General features: G+C 45.7%; 13 protein-coding genes. All 13 read left to right on the top strand.

The window, feature by feature from the left end:
• Positions 1-430: 430 nt before the first annotated feature.
• From IAQ59_RS00140 to IAQ59_RS00080, 13 genes are read left to right on the top strand one after another with little or no spacing between them, the layout of a single operon-like run.
• Positions 431-1,030 carry a Pvc16 family protein gene (locus tag IAQ59_RS00140; protein WP_209328745.1) on the top strand — a complete coding sequence of 200 codons (600 nt, stop codon included), beginning with the start codon at positions 431-433 and terminating at the stop codon, positions 1,028-1,030.
• Complete coding sequence (locus IAQ59_RS00135) at positions 1,027-1,878, top strand: hypothetical protein (RefSeq protein WP_209328744.1); 852 nt, start codon at positions 1,027-1,029, stop codon at positions 1,876-1,878. The genes IAQ59_RS00140 and IAQ59_RS00135 overlap by 4 nt, the downstream gene beginning before the upstream one ends.
• An 11-nt stretch (positions 1,879-1,889) precedes the next feature.
• A complete protein-coding gene (locus tag IAQ59_RS00130) occupies positions 1,890-3,860 on the top strand; it encodes a phage tail sheath family protein (RefSeq protein WP_209328743.1) in 1,971 nt (656 codons plus the stop codon).
• Positions 3,861-3,887: 27 nt separating this feature from the next.
• Positions 3,888-4,316: a phage tail protein gene (locus IAQ59_RS00125; RefSeq protein ID WP_209328742.1), complete on the top strand. Its 429-nt coding sequence runs from the start codon at positions 3,888-3,890 to the stop codon at positions 4,314-4,316.
• A gap of 2 nt (positions 4,317-4,318) precedes the next feature.
• Positions 4,319-4,762, top strand: coding sequence for a phage tail protein (locus tag IAQ59_RS00120; protein ID WP_209328741.1), 444 nt, complete (start codon positions 4,319-4,321; stop codon positions 4,760-4,762).
• Entirely contained in the window at positions 4,762-4,926 is a 165-nt protein-coding gene (locus tag IAQ59_RS00115; RefSeq protein ID WP_209328740.1) for a DUF5908 family protein, read from the top strand. The genes IAQ59_RS00120 and IAQ59_RS00115 overlap by 1 nt, the downstream gene beginning before the upstream one ends.
• Before the next feature lie 4 nt (positions 4,927-4,930).
• Positions 4,931-5,611 (top strand): CIS tube protein, encoded by a 681-nt coding sequence (locus IAQ59_RS00110; RefSeq protein ID WP_209328739.1) that lies wholly within the window; start codon positions 4,931-4,933, stop codon positions 5,609-5,611.
• 5 nt (positions 5,612-5,616) lie between these two features.
• A complete protein-coding gene (gene vgrG / locus IAQ59_RS00105) occupies positions 5,617-7,362 on the top strand; it encodes a type VI secretion system tip protein VgrG (RefSeq protein ID WP_209328738.1) in 1,746 nt (581 codons plus the stop codon).
• An 18-nt stretch (positions 7,363-7,380) separates the two neighbouring features.
• A complete protein-coding gene (locus IAQ59_RS00100; RefSeq protein WP_209328737.1) occupies positions 7,381-7,671 on the top strand; it encodes a PAAR domain-containing protein in 291 nt (96 codons plus the stop codon).
• Positions 7,672-7,681: 10 nt separating this feature from the next.
• Complete coding sequence (locus IAQ59_RS00095; protein ID WP_209328736.1) at positions 7,682-8,092, top strand: GPW/gp25 family protein; 411 nt, start codon at positions 7,682-7,684, stop codon at positions 8,090-8,092.
• Positions 8,093-8,099: 7 nt separating this feature from the next.
• Positions 8,100-11,240, top strand: coding sequence for a baseplate J/gp47 family protein (locus tag IAQ59_RS00090; RefSeq protein WP_209328735.1), 3,141 nt, complete (start codon positions 8,100-8,102; stop codon positions 11,238-11,240).
• 9 nt (positions 11,241-11,249) lie between these two features.
• Entirely contained in the window at positions 11,250-13,925 is a 2,676-nt protein-coding gene (locus tag IAQ59_RS00085; protein WP_209328734.1) for a hypothetical protein, read from the top strand.
• A 12-nt stretch (positions 13,926-13,937) separates the two neighbouring features.
• Complete coding sequence (locus tag IAQ59_RS00080; RefSeq protein WP_209328733.1) at positions 13,938-16,622, top strand: hypothetical protein; 2,685 nt, start codon at positions 13,938-13,940, stop codon at positions 16,620-16,622.
• Positions 16,623-16,759 lie beyond the last annotated feature (137 nt).

Raw genomic sequence — 16,759 nt, 5'->3', positions numbered from 1 at the left:
ATTGTCCTCAAACCCTATTGTCTTGAAAAAAAGCCTATTATGAAGAAGATGGCTCTTCGGTTTCTAAAACTGGCTAGTTTTGGAAAATAATTTATATGATTTTTTTATGGATATATAATATTTTTAATAAACCACTATCTCATTTATAAAGCTTTTTTGTTTGAAAAGAAAAATTTTTAAAAGTCTGAAAATATCTTTATTCCAATTAGGATTTCTGAATTAATAGTCCCAAATTTGATCAGTTCGGGAATTAATTTTGCATTTTTGGATAAAGTCAAAAGTTCATTTGACTTCATAGATCGTTGGTGAATTTAATTAATTACCGTTTATAGGGATGGATCAAAGATTTAACGTAATAAACAGCCATTTTTAGAATTTAAAGGGTCAATGGCTGCAATTTCGGTGGAAGAAAAAAGATTTGGTAATTGGTATGATCTTCGAAATTTTCCAAATATTGTCCGAGCAGGTTAATCGCTACTTTAAGGAAGTAGGATTAGAGGATTCCGAAGTTATCCTAAATAATATAGCCTTTGTAGAAGGATCTACGGAGGTAGCGGAGGTTATGCGGGACAAAGTAGTAATGACCTTGGTTAATTTTCAGGAAGAACCTGCACTTAAAAACTTTCCCAATCATACCAGAAGCGATACGCAGACAGTTTATAGAAACCCCATTGTAAACATTCACGCATTTGCACTTTTCAGCGCAAATCGTACCCAATATGCGCAGGCACTGAAGGATATTTCTGTAATCATGGAATATTTCCAATCCAAAAAAGTGTTCACGCAGGCCAATACAACTTATGACCGTGAGGTCAACTCCATGGCTGCTGTTGGGCCGTTCAGGTTCACAGTAGACCTTTTCAGCCCTTCGTTTGAGGAGTTAAATTTTATATGGGGTACACTTGGCGGCAGGCAGCTGCCCGCAGTTCTTTATAAAGTTTGCCTGCTTCCTATACATGCGGGAAAAGTTTCAGGTACAGGTCCGTTAATCGAGACTGTGGAAAATTCACTTAAACACCGCACGTCATGACGTTACTTGCTTATCAAACCCTATTCTCTATCAGAATTTTTCACCGGTTCTTTTTGAATTTGGGTACTAGCAGGTTTGAAGAATTAGATGAGTTTACCAGGCAAAAACAGCTGGATCTATATGATTGGCGTGACCTAATATCTTGGATGCCATTGGGAGAAACCGGTCGCGTATTAAGAGGTCATCAAATTGTACTGAAATCCACCAACACCCACCTAAAGGCAATAATCCGCCAAAATCCGACTGAGATGCAGGTTCCATTTATCCCATTGGCCCAGGAGACCTTTTTTGTCTTTGGTATGTTTTACAAAGATTCATTTTTCGAGCATTATACGGAAATGCCCTTTCTCTCCGAAGGAGGCATGGTGTGGTGCAATAATTTGGTGCGTTTTCCACTTGGAAATGGGCAACTCCCCATTGCTACAAATGAATATACGGATTTGAATGAGGGGATATTTGCCGATCCCTCCACCATACGCAACCTTTGCGCGCAGTTGAGAATAGTTCTGCCCACAGGTTGCAAGGGCTTGTTGGTGCTGACCATGGAAGGACAAAGCGGTGACTTCAATATCTTGAATGCAAACGGAACCCTGAAGCAACATCCAACAACCTTTTATTTAAACTTCAATAACAGATCCACCTATTGGAGGTATCTACAGGCAGAGACAGCATTTTCAGCGGAGACGTTGGCTGTCAAGCCGTTGACCCGGGATGGGTTTGTTTCCATTGATCTGGAGTCGGATTTTGCCGGTAACCCGCAATGGCCGGTCGATCCCCCCGTTCCCAATCCCGATATTCGCCTCCTAAAGTGGGAGGGAGAAAAAGTCGTATCAGAAATCTATTTATAATTCTATGACCCATGGCAACTAATTACAGAACCCCCGGCGTGTACATAGAGGAGATCTCTAAATTTCCTCCTTCTGTTGCACAAGTAGAAACAGCGATCCCGGCCTTTATCGGCTACACCGATAAGGCCAAGGCTCAGGAGGAGGACGCATCCCACACCCTGATAAACATTCCGACTCGAATCGTCTCCATGCTCGAATACGAGCGGTTTTTCGGAGGCCCGGAGGCTGAAATTGGTATACAAGTGACGGTGCGTGAAGCGGACGGTGAACGCAGCATTTTGGTAGAGGCCCCTGTTTCTGAAGATAAATCCCCTTTTCTAATGTATTATGCGATGCAGGCCTATTTCGCCAATGGTGGAGGGCCCTGCTATATTGTCTCGGTAGGTGTGTACGAGGACGCCCCAGATGTGGACCCGGTCACCCGCACCGCCCTGACAGCCGGATTGGACGCATTGGAAAAGGAAGACGAGCCCACTTTGATTGTATTTCCAGACGCTACCTCCTTGCCAGACTCCGCAGATTTTTACGCGGTATACAATAGTGCACTGACTCAGTGTCGCAAACTGGGTGACCGATTTACGATCATAGATACTTATACAGATGACCTTGCTACAGAGATTGGGGCTCCGGAAGGGGTGAGGGATCTGATAACCTCGGAAATCGAATACCGGAAGTATGGGGCGGTATATTACCCCTATTTGGAAACCATCCTCAATTATGCCTATGACCCGGAAGAAATTCCGATCAATCATACCGTGGTAGATTCCTCGCCGGTTACCGATATCCTCGATGAAGTTGATGAAATCATGTCGGAGGCAGATTCGATCATTGCAGGTATTACCGCTCAAGTGACGGCTTTTTCAGATGCCAACGCGGACATACAGGGGCAAAATGACGCGGACGCACTCACTAACCGAAACTCCGTGGTAGATCCCTTAGGAACCTTAGTTACTTCCCTGTCCCAGTACAGTGATCTGTGCCAGGAAATTGTAGAAAATGCCAACAACGTGTCCGCAATGGCGGTTGCTGACGCGGACCTAGCGGAAGCAGCTGCTGATGCCGCTGCTGCTGTGGCCGCAGAGCTGGAATCGGATGCCGACTTGGGTACCCTTATCCAAGCCCTCACAGACCTACAATCCGCCCTAACCGGCGCCGCTGACGGTTCGGCAGTAAAAACAGCCGCAGCCGATGCCCTTGCGGCCATAAATACTGCAAATATACCTGCTTTACTCCAAGGCATCATGGGCTTGGTCGATCCTACATTAATCGACGCGCTATTGGAAATTGAAGGCATGGACATGGAGTCGGATGGTGTTTTGGACGGCATGTTGATGAGCGAAATTGAAGAAGTGGACAGTGCTACCTACAACAAAATAAAATCAGGCATCAATAAATTGAAAGTCGTGCTGCCTCCGTCAGCGATCGTCGCCGGAGTGTATGCAAGAGTAGATGCTAATCGAGGGGTTTGGCAAGCTCCAGCGAATGTCTCGTTGAACTACGTAGTCAAACCTACTGTAAAAGTAACCAATGAGATGCAAGACCGGCTCAATGTAGATACCACTTCAGGTAAATCCATCAATGCAATCAGAGCATTTACCGGAAAAGGCACGCTTATCTGGGGTGCACGTACCCTGGCTGGAAATGATAACGAATGGCGGTATGTGCCGGTGAGGAGGTTCTTTAACATGGTAGAGGAATCCGTAAAGAAGGCTACCGAGCAATTTGTATTTGAACCCAATGACGCCAATACTTGGGTCAAAGTCCGCGCGATGATTGAAAACTTCTTGGTATTGCAGTGGAGGGCCGGTGCGCTTGCCGGTGCCAAGCCGGACCATGCCTTTTACGTACGCGTGGGCTTGGGACAAACGATGACGGCACTGGATATTTTGGAAGGGAAGATGAATGTTGAAATAGGTATGGCTGTTGTCAGGCCGGCTGAATTCATCATTCTGAAATTTTCGCATAAAATGCAAGAGTCATAACAGGTTAAACCAAATAACATTTCAATCATGAGTTATCCATTGTCAAAGTTTCATTTCTCAGTTGATTGGGGAGGAACAAAAATAGGTTTTACGGAAGTGTCCGGGCTGGATGTGGAGACCGAAGTAATCGAATACCGTCATGGGGCAAGTCCCGAGTATAGCAAAACCAAAATGCCGGGACTTCAAAAATACAGTAATATTACCCTGAAGCGGGGTACGTTTAAGAGCGATAATGAATTCTATGCCTGGTGGAATTCGGTGTCGCTAAACCAAATCGAAAGACGGGATATCACCATCAAGCTACTCAATGAGGAGCATGAACCTGTGGTCAGTTGGAAGGTAAAAAATGCCTGGCCGACGAAGGTTCAATCCACGGACTTGAAAGCAGATGGGAACGAGGTTGCGATCGAGTCAATGGAGTTGGTACACGAAGGCTTGAGCATTCAAAACGACTGATCATGGCAATGAGCTATCCTCCTGTTGGCTTTCATTTCAGCGTAGAATTTACTGGTTTGGAAGGAGAAACAGCTGATTCTCAATTTCAGTCTGTGTCTGGTCTTTCGGTGAGCATCGATACGGAGGAGATGGCTGAAGGAGGAGAAAACCGGTTTAAGTACAAATTGCCAGTACGTACAAAGCACGCAAACCTCGTACTCAAAAGAGGGCTGCAGGTCGACTCCAAACTTATCGATTGGTGCATGGATAGCTTTGAGAATTTTGAGTTTGAACTACGTGATTTGACAATCAAGCTATTGAACGAAGAACATGAACCGTTGATTACCTGGAATGTGGTTCATGCATTTCCGGTCAAGTGGGAAGTCGGAGAGTTTAATGCCCAAGAGAGCAAGCTGGTGGTGGAAACCATTGAATTGGCTTACCAATACTGTAACACATTATCCTAATGCCCATAGAGATTAAAGAACTTAACATCCGAATCCATGTTGGAGAGGGAACCGGAAGTCAGCAGACAGACGTATCTGGCGGTAAACCAAGTGGCGCAGATACGAAAGGGGCTGAATTGATGGAAGACATCATGGAGGCTTTGAGGCTACAAAAAGAACGATAAGGATATGTCGGAAGGCAAGCTGGAAAAATTAAAAGTGGTTGCATATAGTGATCCGAAGTTCAACAATAAAGTGGGAGACGGTGAGTTTTCTACCTTGATGAACCCGGAAAAGTACGTGTATACCTACAAAATCGAGCAAGATACCCAACAGGCTACGGGCACCAGTGCTGCTTCGCCGCGCTTCAACAAAAAGCTTCCTGAGGAGCTTCAGTTGGATTTTGTATTTGATCGCACAGGTATTATCCCGGAGCGTCCCCGAACAGAAGATGGCATCATCGATGACTTGGAGAAGTTTAAGAAGGTGGTGCTGGATTACAACGGAGAGCAGCATAAGCCTAATTACGTAATGATATCCTGGGGCAGTCTGCTCTTCAAAGGCTCTCTCACCGAAATGAATGTGGAGTTTAAACTCTTTCGTTCCGACGGCACGCCGCTTCGCGCCGTGGCCAAGGCAAAATTCAAAGGTTTTGTTGAAGATGACCTCAGAGTTGCGAAGGAAAATAATCAGTCTCCCGATCTCACGCATTACCGGGTGGTTAGAGCTGGGCAAACCCTGCCTTTGATGGCGTATGAGATTTATGGTGACGCGTCATATTACCTGGAAGTGGCCAAAGCTAATAAATTGGTAGATTTTAGAAACCTACAGCCTGGGCAGGAAATTTACTTTCCGCCCATTCACAAATAATGCGTATGAGTCCCGGAAGACTATTGTCGGCAGTACAAAGCATGGATCTAGTATCCCACACGATCAAAGTAGACGGTACTGAACTGCCCGCCTCCATACAAATTTTGAGTGTCGTAGTTCACAGAGAACTAAACAGGATCCCTTATGCTAAGCTGACAGTGGTGGATGGGGACCCTGCCTCCGCTGATTTTCCGGTGAGTAATGAGTCGCTGTTTCTGCCCGGAAGAGAAATCGAGATTTCATTTGGATATCACGGTTCTTCAGAACCTGTTTTCAAGGGACTGGTAATCGCCCAGCGGATTCGTATCCGGCAGGGGGGTAGTCAATTAGTGGTAGAGTGTCGTGATGCCGCAACCAAGATGACTTCCATTCGTCAAAGCGGGTATTATTATGAGAACAGCGATAGTGAAATAATAGAAGCGCTGATAACCCGAAATGGATTAGCAGCTGATGTAGAAACAATCGCACATACCCACGCTGAATTGGTTCAATACGATACTTCTGATTGGGATTTTATGATCACCCGTGCCCAGGCCAACGGCATGGTATGTGCCGTGGATGGAGGGAAGATTACTATCAAAAAGCCTGATTTAAGTCAGGAAAGTTCCGGAACTGCAAGTTTTGGAAGTAATCTATTGGAGTTTGATGCTGAGATGGATGGTAGAAATCAATACCCCGAGGTAATTGCGCAAGGGTGGAACCTATCCGATCAAAAAATAATCAAAGTTGCCGGTTCAGACCCGAGTGTGACACTGGCTGGCAATCTTTCACCTTCGGAGCTATCTGATGCCATGCGGCAGGATGCGCTAGAATTAAAGCATGGTGGAAGACTCAGCGATGTGCAGCTTCAAGAATGGGCGGATGCAAAGTGGCTTTTTCAGCAGCTTGCAAAAATACGGGGACGGGTAAGGGTACAAGGCGTTTCCCAAGTAGTTCCAGGAGGCATAATTACCTTGGAAGGCGTGGGAGACCGATTTAGCGGTGATGTCTTTGTGAGTGGTGTATATCATCATTTTGCTGAGGGTAACTGGACGGTGGATATTCAGTTTGGAATGAGTCCGGAGTGGTTTTCGACTACCCACCATATTCATGCGCCTCCGGCAGCGGGGCTTTATGCATCAGTCAGGGGTTTACAGAGTGGTATTGTCACGCAACTACAGGATGATCCTGAATCGGAAGATCGGATTTTGGTACGAATACCTATAATCAATGAAGAGGAGCAGGGTATTTGGTGTAGGTGTAGCAGTCTAGATGCAGGACAGGAGAGGGGCATGGTTTTCAGGCCGGAGATAGGGGATGAGGTAATTGTGGGCTTTATCAATGAAGACCCCAATCAGGCAGTCGTGCTCGGAATGCTGCATAGTAGCGCCAAACCAGCGCCTATCCAAGCCCAAGATGACAATCATGAAAAAGGCTATGTAAGTAGAAGTGGGTTGAAACTCTTATTTGACGACGAAAAGAAATCCGTTGTACTAGAAACTCCAATCGGTAAGTGTCTGACTATTAATGAGGAGGATGATATACTCACCCTTTACGATGATCATGAGAATCAAGTGACCCTTTCACCGGACGGCATTTTGTTGGAAAGTGGTAAGGACATTACCCTGAAAAGCACAGGGGATATCGTGCTGGAAGGAAACAATGTGACGCTTTCAGCACAGGCACAATTTAAAGCCGAGGGAAGCGGCGGTGCGGAAGTAATCACATCGGGGACTGCCGTGTTAAAAGGTGCCATTGTTCAGATAAATTAATCTTAAAGACTTACCGCCATGGGAAGCCCTGCTGCCAGAATTACCGATATGCATGTTTGCCCCTTGACAACGGGTACCGTCCCACACGTGGGTGGTCCCATAATGCCGCCGTGCGAACCTACTGTCCTGATTGGGGGCCTACCTGCCGCACGGGTTGGAGACATGGCTACCTGTACCGGTCCCCCTGACAGCATCCTTGCGGGATCGGCAACAGTCCTGATTGGAGGCATGCCAGCCGCCCGCATGGGAGACAGCACGACCCATGGTGGCTCAATTATGGGAGGAGAGCCCAGCGTGCTAATCGGATAAGAATACCGCTATGGAAAACGATCAGGAATTTCTTGGAAAAGGGTGGAGTTTCCCACCTTCCTTTGACCACCAAGCCGGAGAGGTAAACATGCTCAGTGGGGAGGCAGATATCAAAAGCAGTTTAGCCATTTTACTTTCTACTAAGCTGGGAGAGCGTATCATGCAACCCACATTTGGTTGCCAACTGGATGAGCTTCAGTTTAGCCCCTTAAATCGGACCACTGTCACCTACCTGGCTGATCTGATCGAGACTGCCATTCTTTACCATGAACCACGCATTGGTGTAGAGAAGATCAACATGTCGGAATCCCCGGGGGATTTGGGAGTCATACATATTGAAATTGATTACATTATTCGGGCAACAAATTCCCGCAAGAATATGGTATTTCCTTTTTATAAAGTAGAGGCAAACGCAAGGTGATTCGGTTATGGGTACTGAAAAACTGGAAAAAATAAAGCTATTTTGGAGATCAGGCACCACACAAAACGGCCGATTTCTTTCTGAACTGGATCCTTCCAACCTTCGGTTGCTGGATTTGGATCTGGAAGATTGGCTTATGTTTGCCCGTAACTTTGCTAAATACATCCCTTTTTTCCATTCGAAATATCCTGAGCAAGTAATCGGTGATTGGGTCGTTTTTTTTGATTCCCTCGTTCAATGGCAAACCCTGCCTGCAAAGGGAACAAACGCTTATCAACAGGCGATCACGCAAATCAAATCCCGGATTCGATCAATGGAGTCAAAGGGAAGTCTTTCGCCGCATTTAGCGTTATTTTACGCATTTCTTCGATTGATGGATTGGCCCACCAAGTCAATGAACCAGCTGATTAGGCGACACCTGGATTTTTACTACCGGGAAATATTGAATCTGGAAAAAAAACCTGCTGCAGGTGACCGGACATTTTTGGTTTTGGAGCTGGCTAAAGTCAATCAAGTGCACATTTCGGAAGGCACGTTATTTGACGGCGGAAAGGATTCGTTGGGAAAGAAACGACTCTATCGCGCATTAAGTGATTTTGGTGCCAATCAGGCTAAGTTGGCAGCTATTAAAAACCGCTACAATGACCCCGAAAGAAAGCGCGTATTTGTAAGTCAAGTGGGCAATTCATTCGATGGGAAGGGAGGTGGGTTTCCCGATAAATTTCCGAAATGGTGGCCCTTTGGTCACCCTGGTTTGGAAATGGGGAGATTCGGATTTACTTTGGCAGACGAGCACTTTCGCAGTCCGGAGGGTGCTAACCGGCAATTCTCGATCGCTTTTACATTCAGAGATCCATTGGCCTCTCCATTACAGGGCGGGGAAATCACTTCACTCATAAACACTGATTGGACAACATCCAAAGGTTGGATACGCTCAAACCCGGTCGCTATTACCGGAGACTTTCAGAGTAGTTGTGAGGGAAATACCTTTCGCCTTGCCTTCTTGCTAGGGGAAACGGTACCTAGTGTAGTTAACGCTGACTTAAAACTTCACGAAAGGGCGGAGGTTAGTGGGAATCCGTTGGTTCGGATATCCTTTTCATTGACGACAGGAAGAATGTATGATTTTCTGAGAGGGATTTCCGCCAATCCCTGTACCTCTATTCAGATAAAGTCTTCCATTCAAGGAATCCACCTACCCCAAGTAGAGAATGATATGGGTGTGCTTCAGTCGGCAAAGCCCTTTATGCCGTTTTCTTCCTATCCCAAACAGGGAAGTAATTTTTACATCCAAGAACCCTCGTGGGAAAATAAAACGGTTAATAAGGTCTCCTTGGAAATCAGATGGGACAATACACCGGAGGATTTCAAGATGCTGTATTTTGGATATAGAAGCCTTTCCGACCCAAACTTTAGCAAAGAGGCCTATGTAGCACAGCATTTTGTAGCCAAGGATTCGTCCATTACCAATTTGAAGCACCTAATAATGACACCTTTGGCACTTAGTACCGCCCTCAAGGAATCTAAAGTCCAGGTGAATTCAGATCCGACTAATTTGATTGTTCAGGGAGATGGGTATTTCACCTATGATTTGTTTACGCGAGAGGGGGTCAACTGGATCAAAACCGAGCCAAGCCAACGGAGCTTATTTACCAAGGAATCGGGTGTTTATAAGACGAAGCTACAACTAGCAGCTACCGGAAAGCTGCCGGTAGGAAAGGGCATAAGACTATCGTTAAATAGATCTTTTTTGCACGAATTGTTTCCCCGCCTTTATGCAATGGCCATGGCCAGTGAACATCCGGAGACCTTGATTCCCAATGAACCTTATACTCCCTTGGCAGAGGAAATCTTAGTCGGATACGAGACCTCCCACCTATATCAAATGAATAACCCAAACGGGCTGAAGGTCTTTCTTTTCGACGATTTTGGGTATTTTGAAGAAAATATTGCTCAGAAATCGGTTCTCCCTCAGGCGGAACAACATGTGTATTTGACCTCGTTTCCCCGGCAATCCGTCGGCGAACTATTTCTTCAGATCCAGGATTTGGTGCCTAATCAGCAGCTTTCCCTGCTTTTTCAAGTGATTGATGGAAGTGAAAACCCGTTGAATGCGCCCCTTGCTGGACAAAGGAATGTCACTTGGCAGGTGCTCATCCAAAATCACTGGGTTCCACTCAACAGCCAGCAAATTATATCGGATGGAACAGATAATTTCCTCAAATCCGGCATCATCCGATTTCAGCTACCCGAAGCTGCTTTTGAGAAAAGCAGTAGAATGACCCACGAGGATATATGGATAAAGGCTATTTCCAGTAGTGCGTTTGACGCCTCTTGCCAGTTGATGGACATACTCCCTCAAGCGTTTGAGGTACAATTTGAAAACGAGTCCAATAGCCTGGAGCATTTAGAACAAGGACTACCTGCAGGAAGCATTTCTAAAATGGTAGAACGATTAGCGGGTGTAAAATCCGTATCTCAGCCTTTCAATTCGTACGGAAGTAGGCCCGAGGAGAAGGATGCTGCCTTTTACGTTCGCGTAAGTGAAAGGCTACGGCATAAAAATCGGGCTGTGAGTTTGTGGGATTATGAACACCTTCTACTAGAGGCCTTTCCAAGTGCGTATAGGGTGAAATGTTTAAATCACACAAGTCCAACAAGCTTCTTTGCTCCGGGGGAAATAACACTCTTGGTGATCCCGGACACGGTCGATAAGAACGTATTCGATAGATTTCAACCCCGATTTAGCACTGACCGGTTGAACGAAATGCACGATTTTTTGCGAACCAAATCTTCTCCTTCAATCCTCCTTCACGTCGAAAATCCAGTCTACGAAGAGGTTAGAGTACAGTTGACCGTACAATTCCGGCTAGGGTTAGACCCTGCAATGCACCGGAACCTGCTTGAGGATGCCATCATTGGATACCTATCACCTTGGGCTATTCGGCGAGAAAATTCAATGGATTTTGGCGTTTCCCTTCAGGAGAGTCTCTTCATTCATTTTTTGGAAAACCTTCCCTATGTGTCCTATGTAAGTGAGTTGGTTCTTCTGAAAAACGGATTACCGGTACAAAAACAGGTGATTCCATCCAGCCCCAAGCATATTTTGGTTTCTTCAAAGTCCCACACCTTAACGACCATTCCCTAGCTAACGGCCATGGCAGGAAAGCCAACACATATCGCCCTTCCCAAAAATATCCGCCGAAATGATGGGCAGGATTTTCAATTCTTAAGAGAGCAGGGGATCCGCTACATTGAGTCGGTAGCAGCTGCCCTATGGACAGATTATAATACCCACGACCCAGGCATCACTATTCTGGAAGCCGTATGCTATGCCATAACCGATCTGGAATACCGTCTCTCACTTCCCATGGAGCAGCTGTTGGCCGGAGATAGAAAAAAAGGATGGGGGCATCAATTTCACCTAGCAGAAAGCATTTTGCCTATAAAGGCTCTGAACGAATTGGATTACCGCATGCTTTTCATTGATTGCAAAGGGGTACGAAACGCGTGGATAGCGCCATTTTCCAAACGGGTTTTTGTAGACTGTAAGAACCGCAAGATGGGCTACGAAGATACCGTTTGGGAGGGTCTGGAAAAACGACACCAAAAGTTCTTTGACTTAAAAGGACTTCACAGAGTTCTCTTGGATCTGGATGGAAGTGTGCCCATCGAACAAGTACAGAAGGAAGTCCTTCAGCGCTATCACAAAAACCGAAACCTTTGTGAGGATCTGATTGAGGTTACGGAAGTAGGACGCCATCCCATACGTGTCTGTGCCCTTATTGAAGTTCAGCCCACGGCCGATGAAGAATTGGTGCAGGCGCAGATTGAAAATGTCCTTTCCCGTTATTTTTCAGCCCCTGTCAATAGGTACCGTTTCGCCGAAATGATCGAAAAAGGATTTTCGACCGATCAGATTTATGAGGGACCCAGTCTGCGACACGGATTTTTGGATCCGAATGAAGTGATGGCTGCAGGGCTTCGCACAGAGGTGAGGCTCTCGGACATCATCAAGCGAATCATGGACATTCCTGGGGTCAAATTGATCAAAGATATTCAGCTCGGAGATTGCGATCAGCCTGCTGATGATCACAGATGGGTCGTGCCACTTAAACCAGGATGTAAACCCTATCTGTGCAACAAGAGTAAATTCAACTTCAGCAAAGGCTTACTGCCGCTAAATGTCGATACTGCCAAGGTCAATACCTACAAGGAACAAATGGCGCTTGCCGCGCTGGACGAAAAAAACAACATGCATGCGGGCACTTTGCCACTGCCTCAAGTTTCAACTTTGGCTGTAGACCGGTATTTCAGTATCCGGAGTGCCTTTCCTGAAAATTACGGCATTGGAAAAACTGGCCTTTCCGAAAATGCCAGCCCTTTGCGCAAGGCTCAGTCTAAGCAATTAAAGGGCTATTTACATTTTTTTGATCAGGTGTTGGCGAGCTATTTCAAACATCTTTCCCAAATAAGGGAACTCCTATCAGTCAGAGGCAATCAGGCCAAAACCCTGTTTACCCAAGCTGTGCTGGACATGGCCGATACCAAGGAATACTTGGGGGAATGGTATGAAAGCGCAGATCTATCCGATTTGTTTATGGGCTTTCTGGATCAACCATTGGAAAAGCGGAGAAAATTGCTTGATCACCTCATCGCCCGGTTCGGAGAACGCTTCAGTGAATATGCCTTTGTGATGAAAAAGAGATACGGAGATGTCGCACAGGAGCAGGTGTTGGAAGCACAAGGTTACTTTTTGAGGGAGTATGGAGCTATTAGTAGCGAGTCTGGAAATGCATTTGATTATTTTCGAAAGCGTCCGGAACAGCTTTGGAACAGCTCGAATGTTTCCGGATTTGAAAAGCGTCTTTCCTTGCTGGCAGGGTTTAAATCCTACGTAAGAAGACACCTATTCAATTCCTTCGTACAGCTCTATCCATTTACAAGTTCTAAGGGTGAATCCGTATTCCGTTGGCGTATGTTGGATACCAATAGGAGTATACTGCTGTCTGCCACCGAAAACTATCGAAATAGTAGCCATGCCTACGAAGAAATCTATCTCGTAATGCAGCTTGTGGGGCGGATCACAGAGGCACAGATAGAGAACCATTTCCTGCAAACAGAGGATTCCGGCTATGAAACCCAAGATGTGGGATGCTTTCGGATTACCAAATCTCCTTCGGACAGGTACTCCTTTAGTATTATCAACCCGGCAGTAACCGAACCTAACGACTCCAAAAGAATTATTGCGAGTCAGTACCGGTATTATTCGAAGCAAAATATCAAAGCAGCAATTTTGCGATTTGTGAAGTTTGTGTCAGAACAGGCACTGGATGAAGGTGTCTTTCTAGTGGAACATATCCTTCTCAGACCTTCCTTTGAGCCCTCCGAATCGGATAATCAAACATTTATGCCATTTTGTAGAGAAGATTGCCAGGCGGATGGTGTCTTGGATCCCTATTCCTTCCGAGTGACCGTAGTTCTTCCAGGTAATAGTTTCCGACTGGCTGATTTGGTATTCCGGGACTATTTGGAAAATTTGATCAGGGAAGAACTGCCTAGCCATATTTTGGCTAAAATCTGCTGGATTGGCTCGTCCAATCCCGAAATCCCTGATGATCAACATCCCTTGGTTCTCTTCGAGAATTCGTTTAGAAATTTCCTTGAACACTTAGGCAAGGGCAGCAAAGCAGCAGACAAAGCGTTTATTGAAGTGCTTTCCAACCTGAAGTCAGTCTATCCACAGGGAAGTCTGTTTGACTGTGCATCAGAAGACGAGCAGGGTTGGGAAGAAAAGATCATATTAGGTAGAACGAATTTAGGTACCCTTTAAAATCAAATGGCCATGGCTAACAAGTTATCCAGTATACTTACCCATTATCGGCAATACCAAGCCGATCAGGTATTGACACATACTCAGCTAAATGAAAGCATAGCTTTTTTTGAGGATCAGGATAGGCTTACCCGTATTGGATTGATAGGCGTAGGCATTGTTAATGGTTTGAAGGTATCAGTGGTAGAAGAGGTAGGTGCGAGGCGTATTCAAATTGGGCAGGGATATGGCATTACTACCGATGGGGACCTTATCACGCTTAAGTCGGGTATTCCAGAAAGTCCACGAAATCAGCAGTCTATTGATATTGATCAGTTATCGTTCACGCACTACAAGCCTTTTGAAGATGATAAAGCAGCATACCCTTTGTTCCACGAAGAGGGATCTCAAGTGGTATCCCTATGGGAGCTTTGTAATGAGGAGGAAGAAGGAGCAATATCCCTTTCAGGGCTTTCCAATCTGGATCAATGGGTTTTAGTCCTCTACCTGGAAAGTTATTCACGCGATCAGGATATCTGTGGGGATATAAACTGTGATAATCAGGGTTTGGAGCAGGTTGCAGCGCTCAGGTGCCTTTTAGTTGAGACGGCTGCCATGGAGCGTTTGATAGCATCGGATACCATTTATCAACGTTTTGAACAACTTCGAATCGGTATTTCGGAACTGACGTATCTGCATCCATTGAAAGTAGTGATAAATGATACCAATGCATATACACCATTATTGCTAGACCGCTTATACCGAGACGCAATCGTACAAGGAAACAGTGTAGAAGAGCTTATTGAGGAGCTTTCAATTATGTTGACCAGTGTTCAGTTTCTTTGGGAGGGAGATGCTACGATAGCAACGTTTAGCGAGCAGGTTGATTCGCTTATAAGGCAGCATTTCAATTTTCCCACGAATGGACCTTTTCAATATAATCAATACAGATACCGCTTTTTGAGTGATTTGATGGAGGTTTATCGAGGGTTACTCTCCGAGGTGGCTTCTTTTTCGGGATTGGAAAATCCTTCTATCCAGGCTTTTCCAAAACACCTCCTTTTAGGCAGGCTAGTAGGTGCAGGCTATCGACATGCTTTCTATCCCTCTCCAGCTGTGTCAGATTACCATCAAAAACAGCATCGTATCCGCTTTTACCTGAAGAAAATCTATTTGATGCTGAATGCATTCAATTTGCAGGATGAGACGGAGGTTCGGTTAATTCCTAGTGCCGGGCAGCCGAATAGCAACGTTGAACACAGTATTCCCTTTTATTACCGCAATTTGACCGGTTTGCTTGAAAATTGGTCCATCCAACAGAAGGTTAATCCCATTCACCACCGGTATAACCTGGGGGAAAATCCGTTGTTAAACGAGAATGAATACAGTACTTTTTACTATTTAGGAGGTCATTTGCGTGGTAATGCAGAAAATGTTTTCCAGGCAGTCACCAATATTCAACGTCAGTTTGGACTGGATTTTGGCCTTTTTCGATTCGATTACCAAAATTATGCAGAACTGCGGACATTTTTGCAAGCCCACGGATCTTGCCGTCATTTGGCGGGCGTTCGCCGATCGGGTACCTTGATTTTATTAAGCCACAACAACGAGGTGATTGGAGACCTTGCGTTGGATTATCGGGTGGCTGTGACAGACCAATCCACAGGGCCGACACATGTCAAGGTGGCCCAATCGACCTATCCATGGATAAGCACACTAAATTACCTGAATAATTTGGCAAGGAGCCTACGAGGCACGCCTCGCCGAGTAGGTGTTACGCCAAAGGTGTACCGTTTGGTGATACGGGAATACAGTATAAATGGCGTATCCCAAATTGCAGGAACTACCGAAATACTCGTGCCTTTGGAACAGATCCTGATGCGCCGCATGCATGCCATCACAGAAGCGCTGAATCGACGTTTTCCTGCAGGGTTAGTATTTGATTTCAACGAGGATCTGAAGCGTTTTGTAATCATTCGGGCATACGATGATCAGTTTCGAGTCACCTTTGCGGACACAACGCTTTCCTTAAGTGCACCTGCATTTACCTACACCCAAGACGGCATGTTCCGTTCGGATAGACAATTCAGGCTAAATGCGCTACGCAGTGAAGAAATCAGGAGGTATCGGGATACTACCTATAGGCAACTGCAAATGGAATTTGCCCCCGAAAATAAGGACGACGATTACGGCAAATACCAAGGAAAATGGGCGGAGTGGTACCGCTTGATCGATCAGTTGTCCCGATCCGGCAACGCCTTGGTGAACCCAAGATTCATTACCCGCCAAGATCAGTTGCCACAATCAGTATTAAACATCATAATGGGTGTGTTCAACCGCTTAAATGCCACCGGAAGACCCTTTGAACTCTATTTAACGGGAGACTGGTTGGATGGAAGTTGGGTCAGTATTGAAATGATCAACCGATATGGGGCAAGTTCCAATACGAACGACCCCATTGTAAGGTTTCTGCGACTACGGCAGGGTCTTCACCATAAAACCCAAGCAACGAAAGCATCGCTGTTTCTGGTTTTGGGCCGGGAGTCCGATAGGGCATTCTTTGAAAATCTGATTGCCACACTTGGTGAAGCTGTGGATATCTACTTTGATGGACCTAGGGTAGCACGTAGGGTTTTGATGATTGATGGGATGGAGCGTATGCGTATAACTGCGACAGGGGGAACGATTGCGGGGCCTTCTAACTTACCTGACAGATGAAAGGGGTCATTCAGCTAATTTCCGGATAGTGAATGACCCCTCATGGGCGTGCTTCCTTGTACTTCTGCCTGTTATCGTCACTTTGTTATCTGAAGTCAAAAGCTTAACGATTGAAACTCTGCTCAACGTATGTGCCA

It is taken from the genome of Lunatimonas salinarum, assembly GCF_017811155.1.
Taxonomy (GTDB): Bacteria; Bacteroidota; Bacteroidia; order Cytophagales; family Cyclobacteriaceae; genus Lunatimonas; species Lunatimonas salinarum.
Note: the sequence above shows the minus strand (reverse complement) of the source record. Positions and strands in the feature narration are given on the sequence as shown.

What these genes read in the sequence shown, in the direction of transcription:
- IAQ59_RS00115 (WP_209328740.1), top strand. Translation starts at nt 4,762, where the DNA reads ATGCCCATAGAGATTAAAGAACTTAACATCCGAATCCATGTTGGAGAG.
- IAQ59_RS00080 (WP_209328733.1), top strand. Translation starts at nt 13,938, where the DNA reads ATGGCTAACAAGTTATCCAGTATACTTACCCATTATCGGCAATACCAA.
- IAQ59_RS00085 (WP_209328734.1), top strand. Translation starts at nt 11,250, where the DNA reads ATGGCAGGAAAGCCAACACATATCGCCCTTCCCAAAAATATCCGCCGA.
- IAQ59_RS00120 (WP_209328741.1), top strand. Translation starts at nt 4,319, where the DNA reads ATGGCAATGAGCTATCCTCCTGTTGGCTTTCATTTCAGCGTAGAATTT.
- IAQ59_RS00125 (WP_209328742.1), top strand. Translation starts at nt 3,888, where the DNA reads ATGAGTTATCCATTGTCAAAGTTTCATTTCTCAGTTGATTGGGGAGGA.
- IAQ59_RS00095 (WP_209328736.1), top strand. Translation starts at nt 7,682, where the DNA reads ATGGAAAACGATCAGGAATTTCTTGGAAAAGGGTGGAGTTTCCCACCT.
- IAQ59_RS00090 (WP_209328735.1), top strand. Translation starts at nt 8,100, where the DNA reads ATGGGTACTGAAAAACTGGAAAAAATAAAGCTATTTTGGAGATCAGGC.
- vgrG (WP_209328738.1), top strand. Translation starts at nt 5,617, where the DNA reads ATGAGTCCCGGAAGACTATTGTCGGCAGTACAAAGCATGGATCTAGTA.
- IAQ59_RS00110 (WP_209328739.1), top strand. Translation starts at nt 4,931, where the DNA reads ATGTCGGAAGGCAAGCTGGAAAAATTAAAAGTGGTTGCATATAGTGAT.
- IAQ59_RS00130 (WP_209328743.1), top strand. Translation starts at nt 1,890, where the DNA reads ATGGCAACTAATTACAGAACCCCCGGCGTGTACATAGAGGAGATCTCT.
- IAQ59_RS00135 (WP_209328744.1), top strand. Translation starts at nt 1,027, where the DNA reads ATGACGTTACTTGCTTATCAAACCCTATTCTCTATCAGAATTTTTCAC.
- IAQ59_RS00100 (WP_209328737.1), top strand. Translation starts at nt 7,381, where the DNA reads ATGGGAAGCCCTGCTGCCAGAATTACCGATATGCATGTTTGCCCCTTG.
- IAQ59_RS00140 (WP_209328745.1), top strand. Translation starts at nt 431, where the DNA reads ATGATCTTCGAAATTTTCCAAATATTGTCCGAGCAGGTTAATCGCTAC.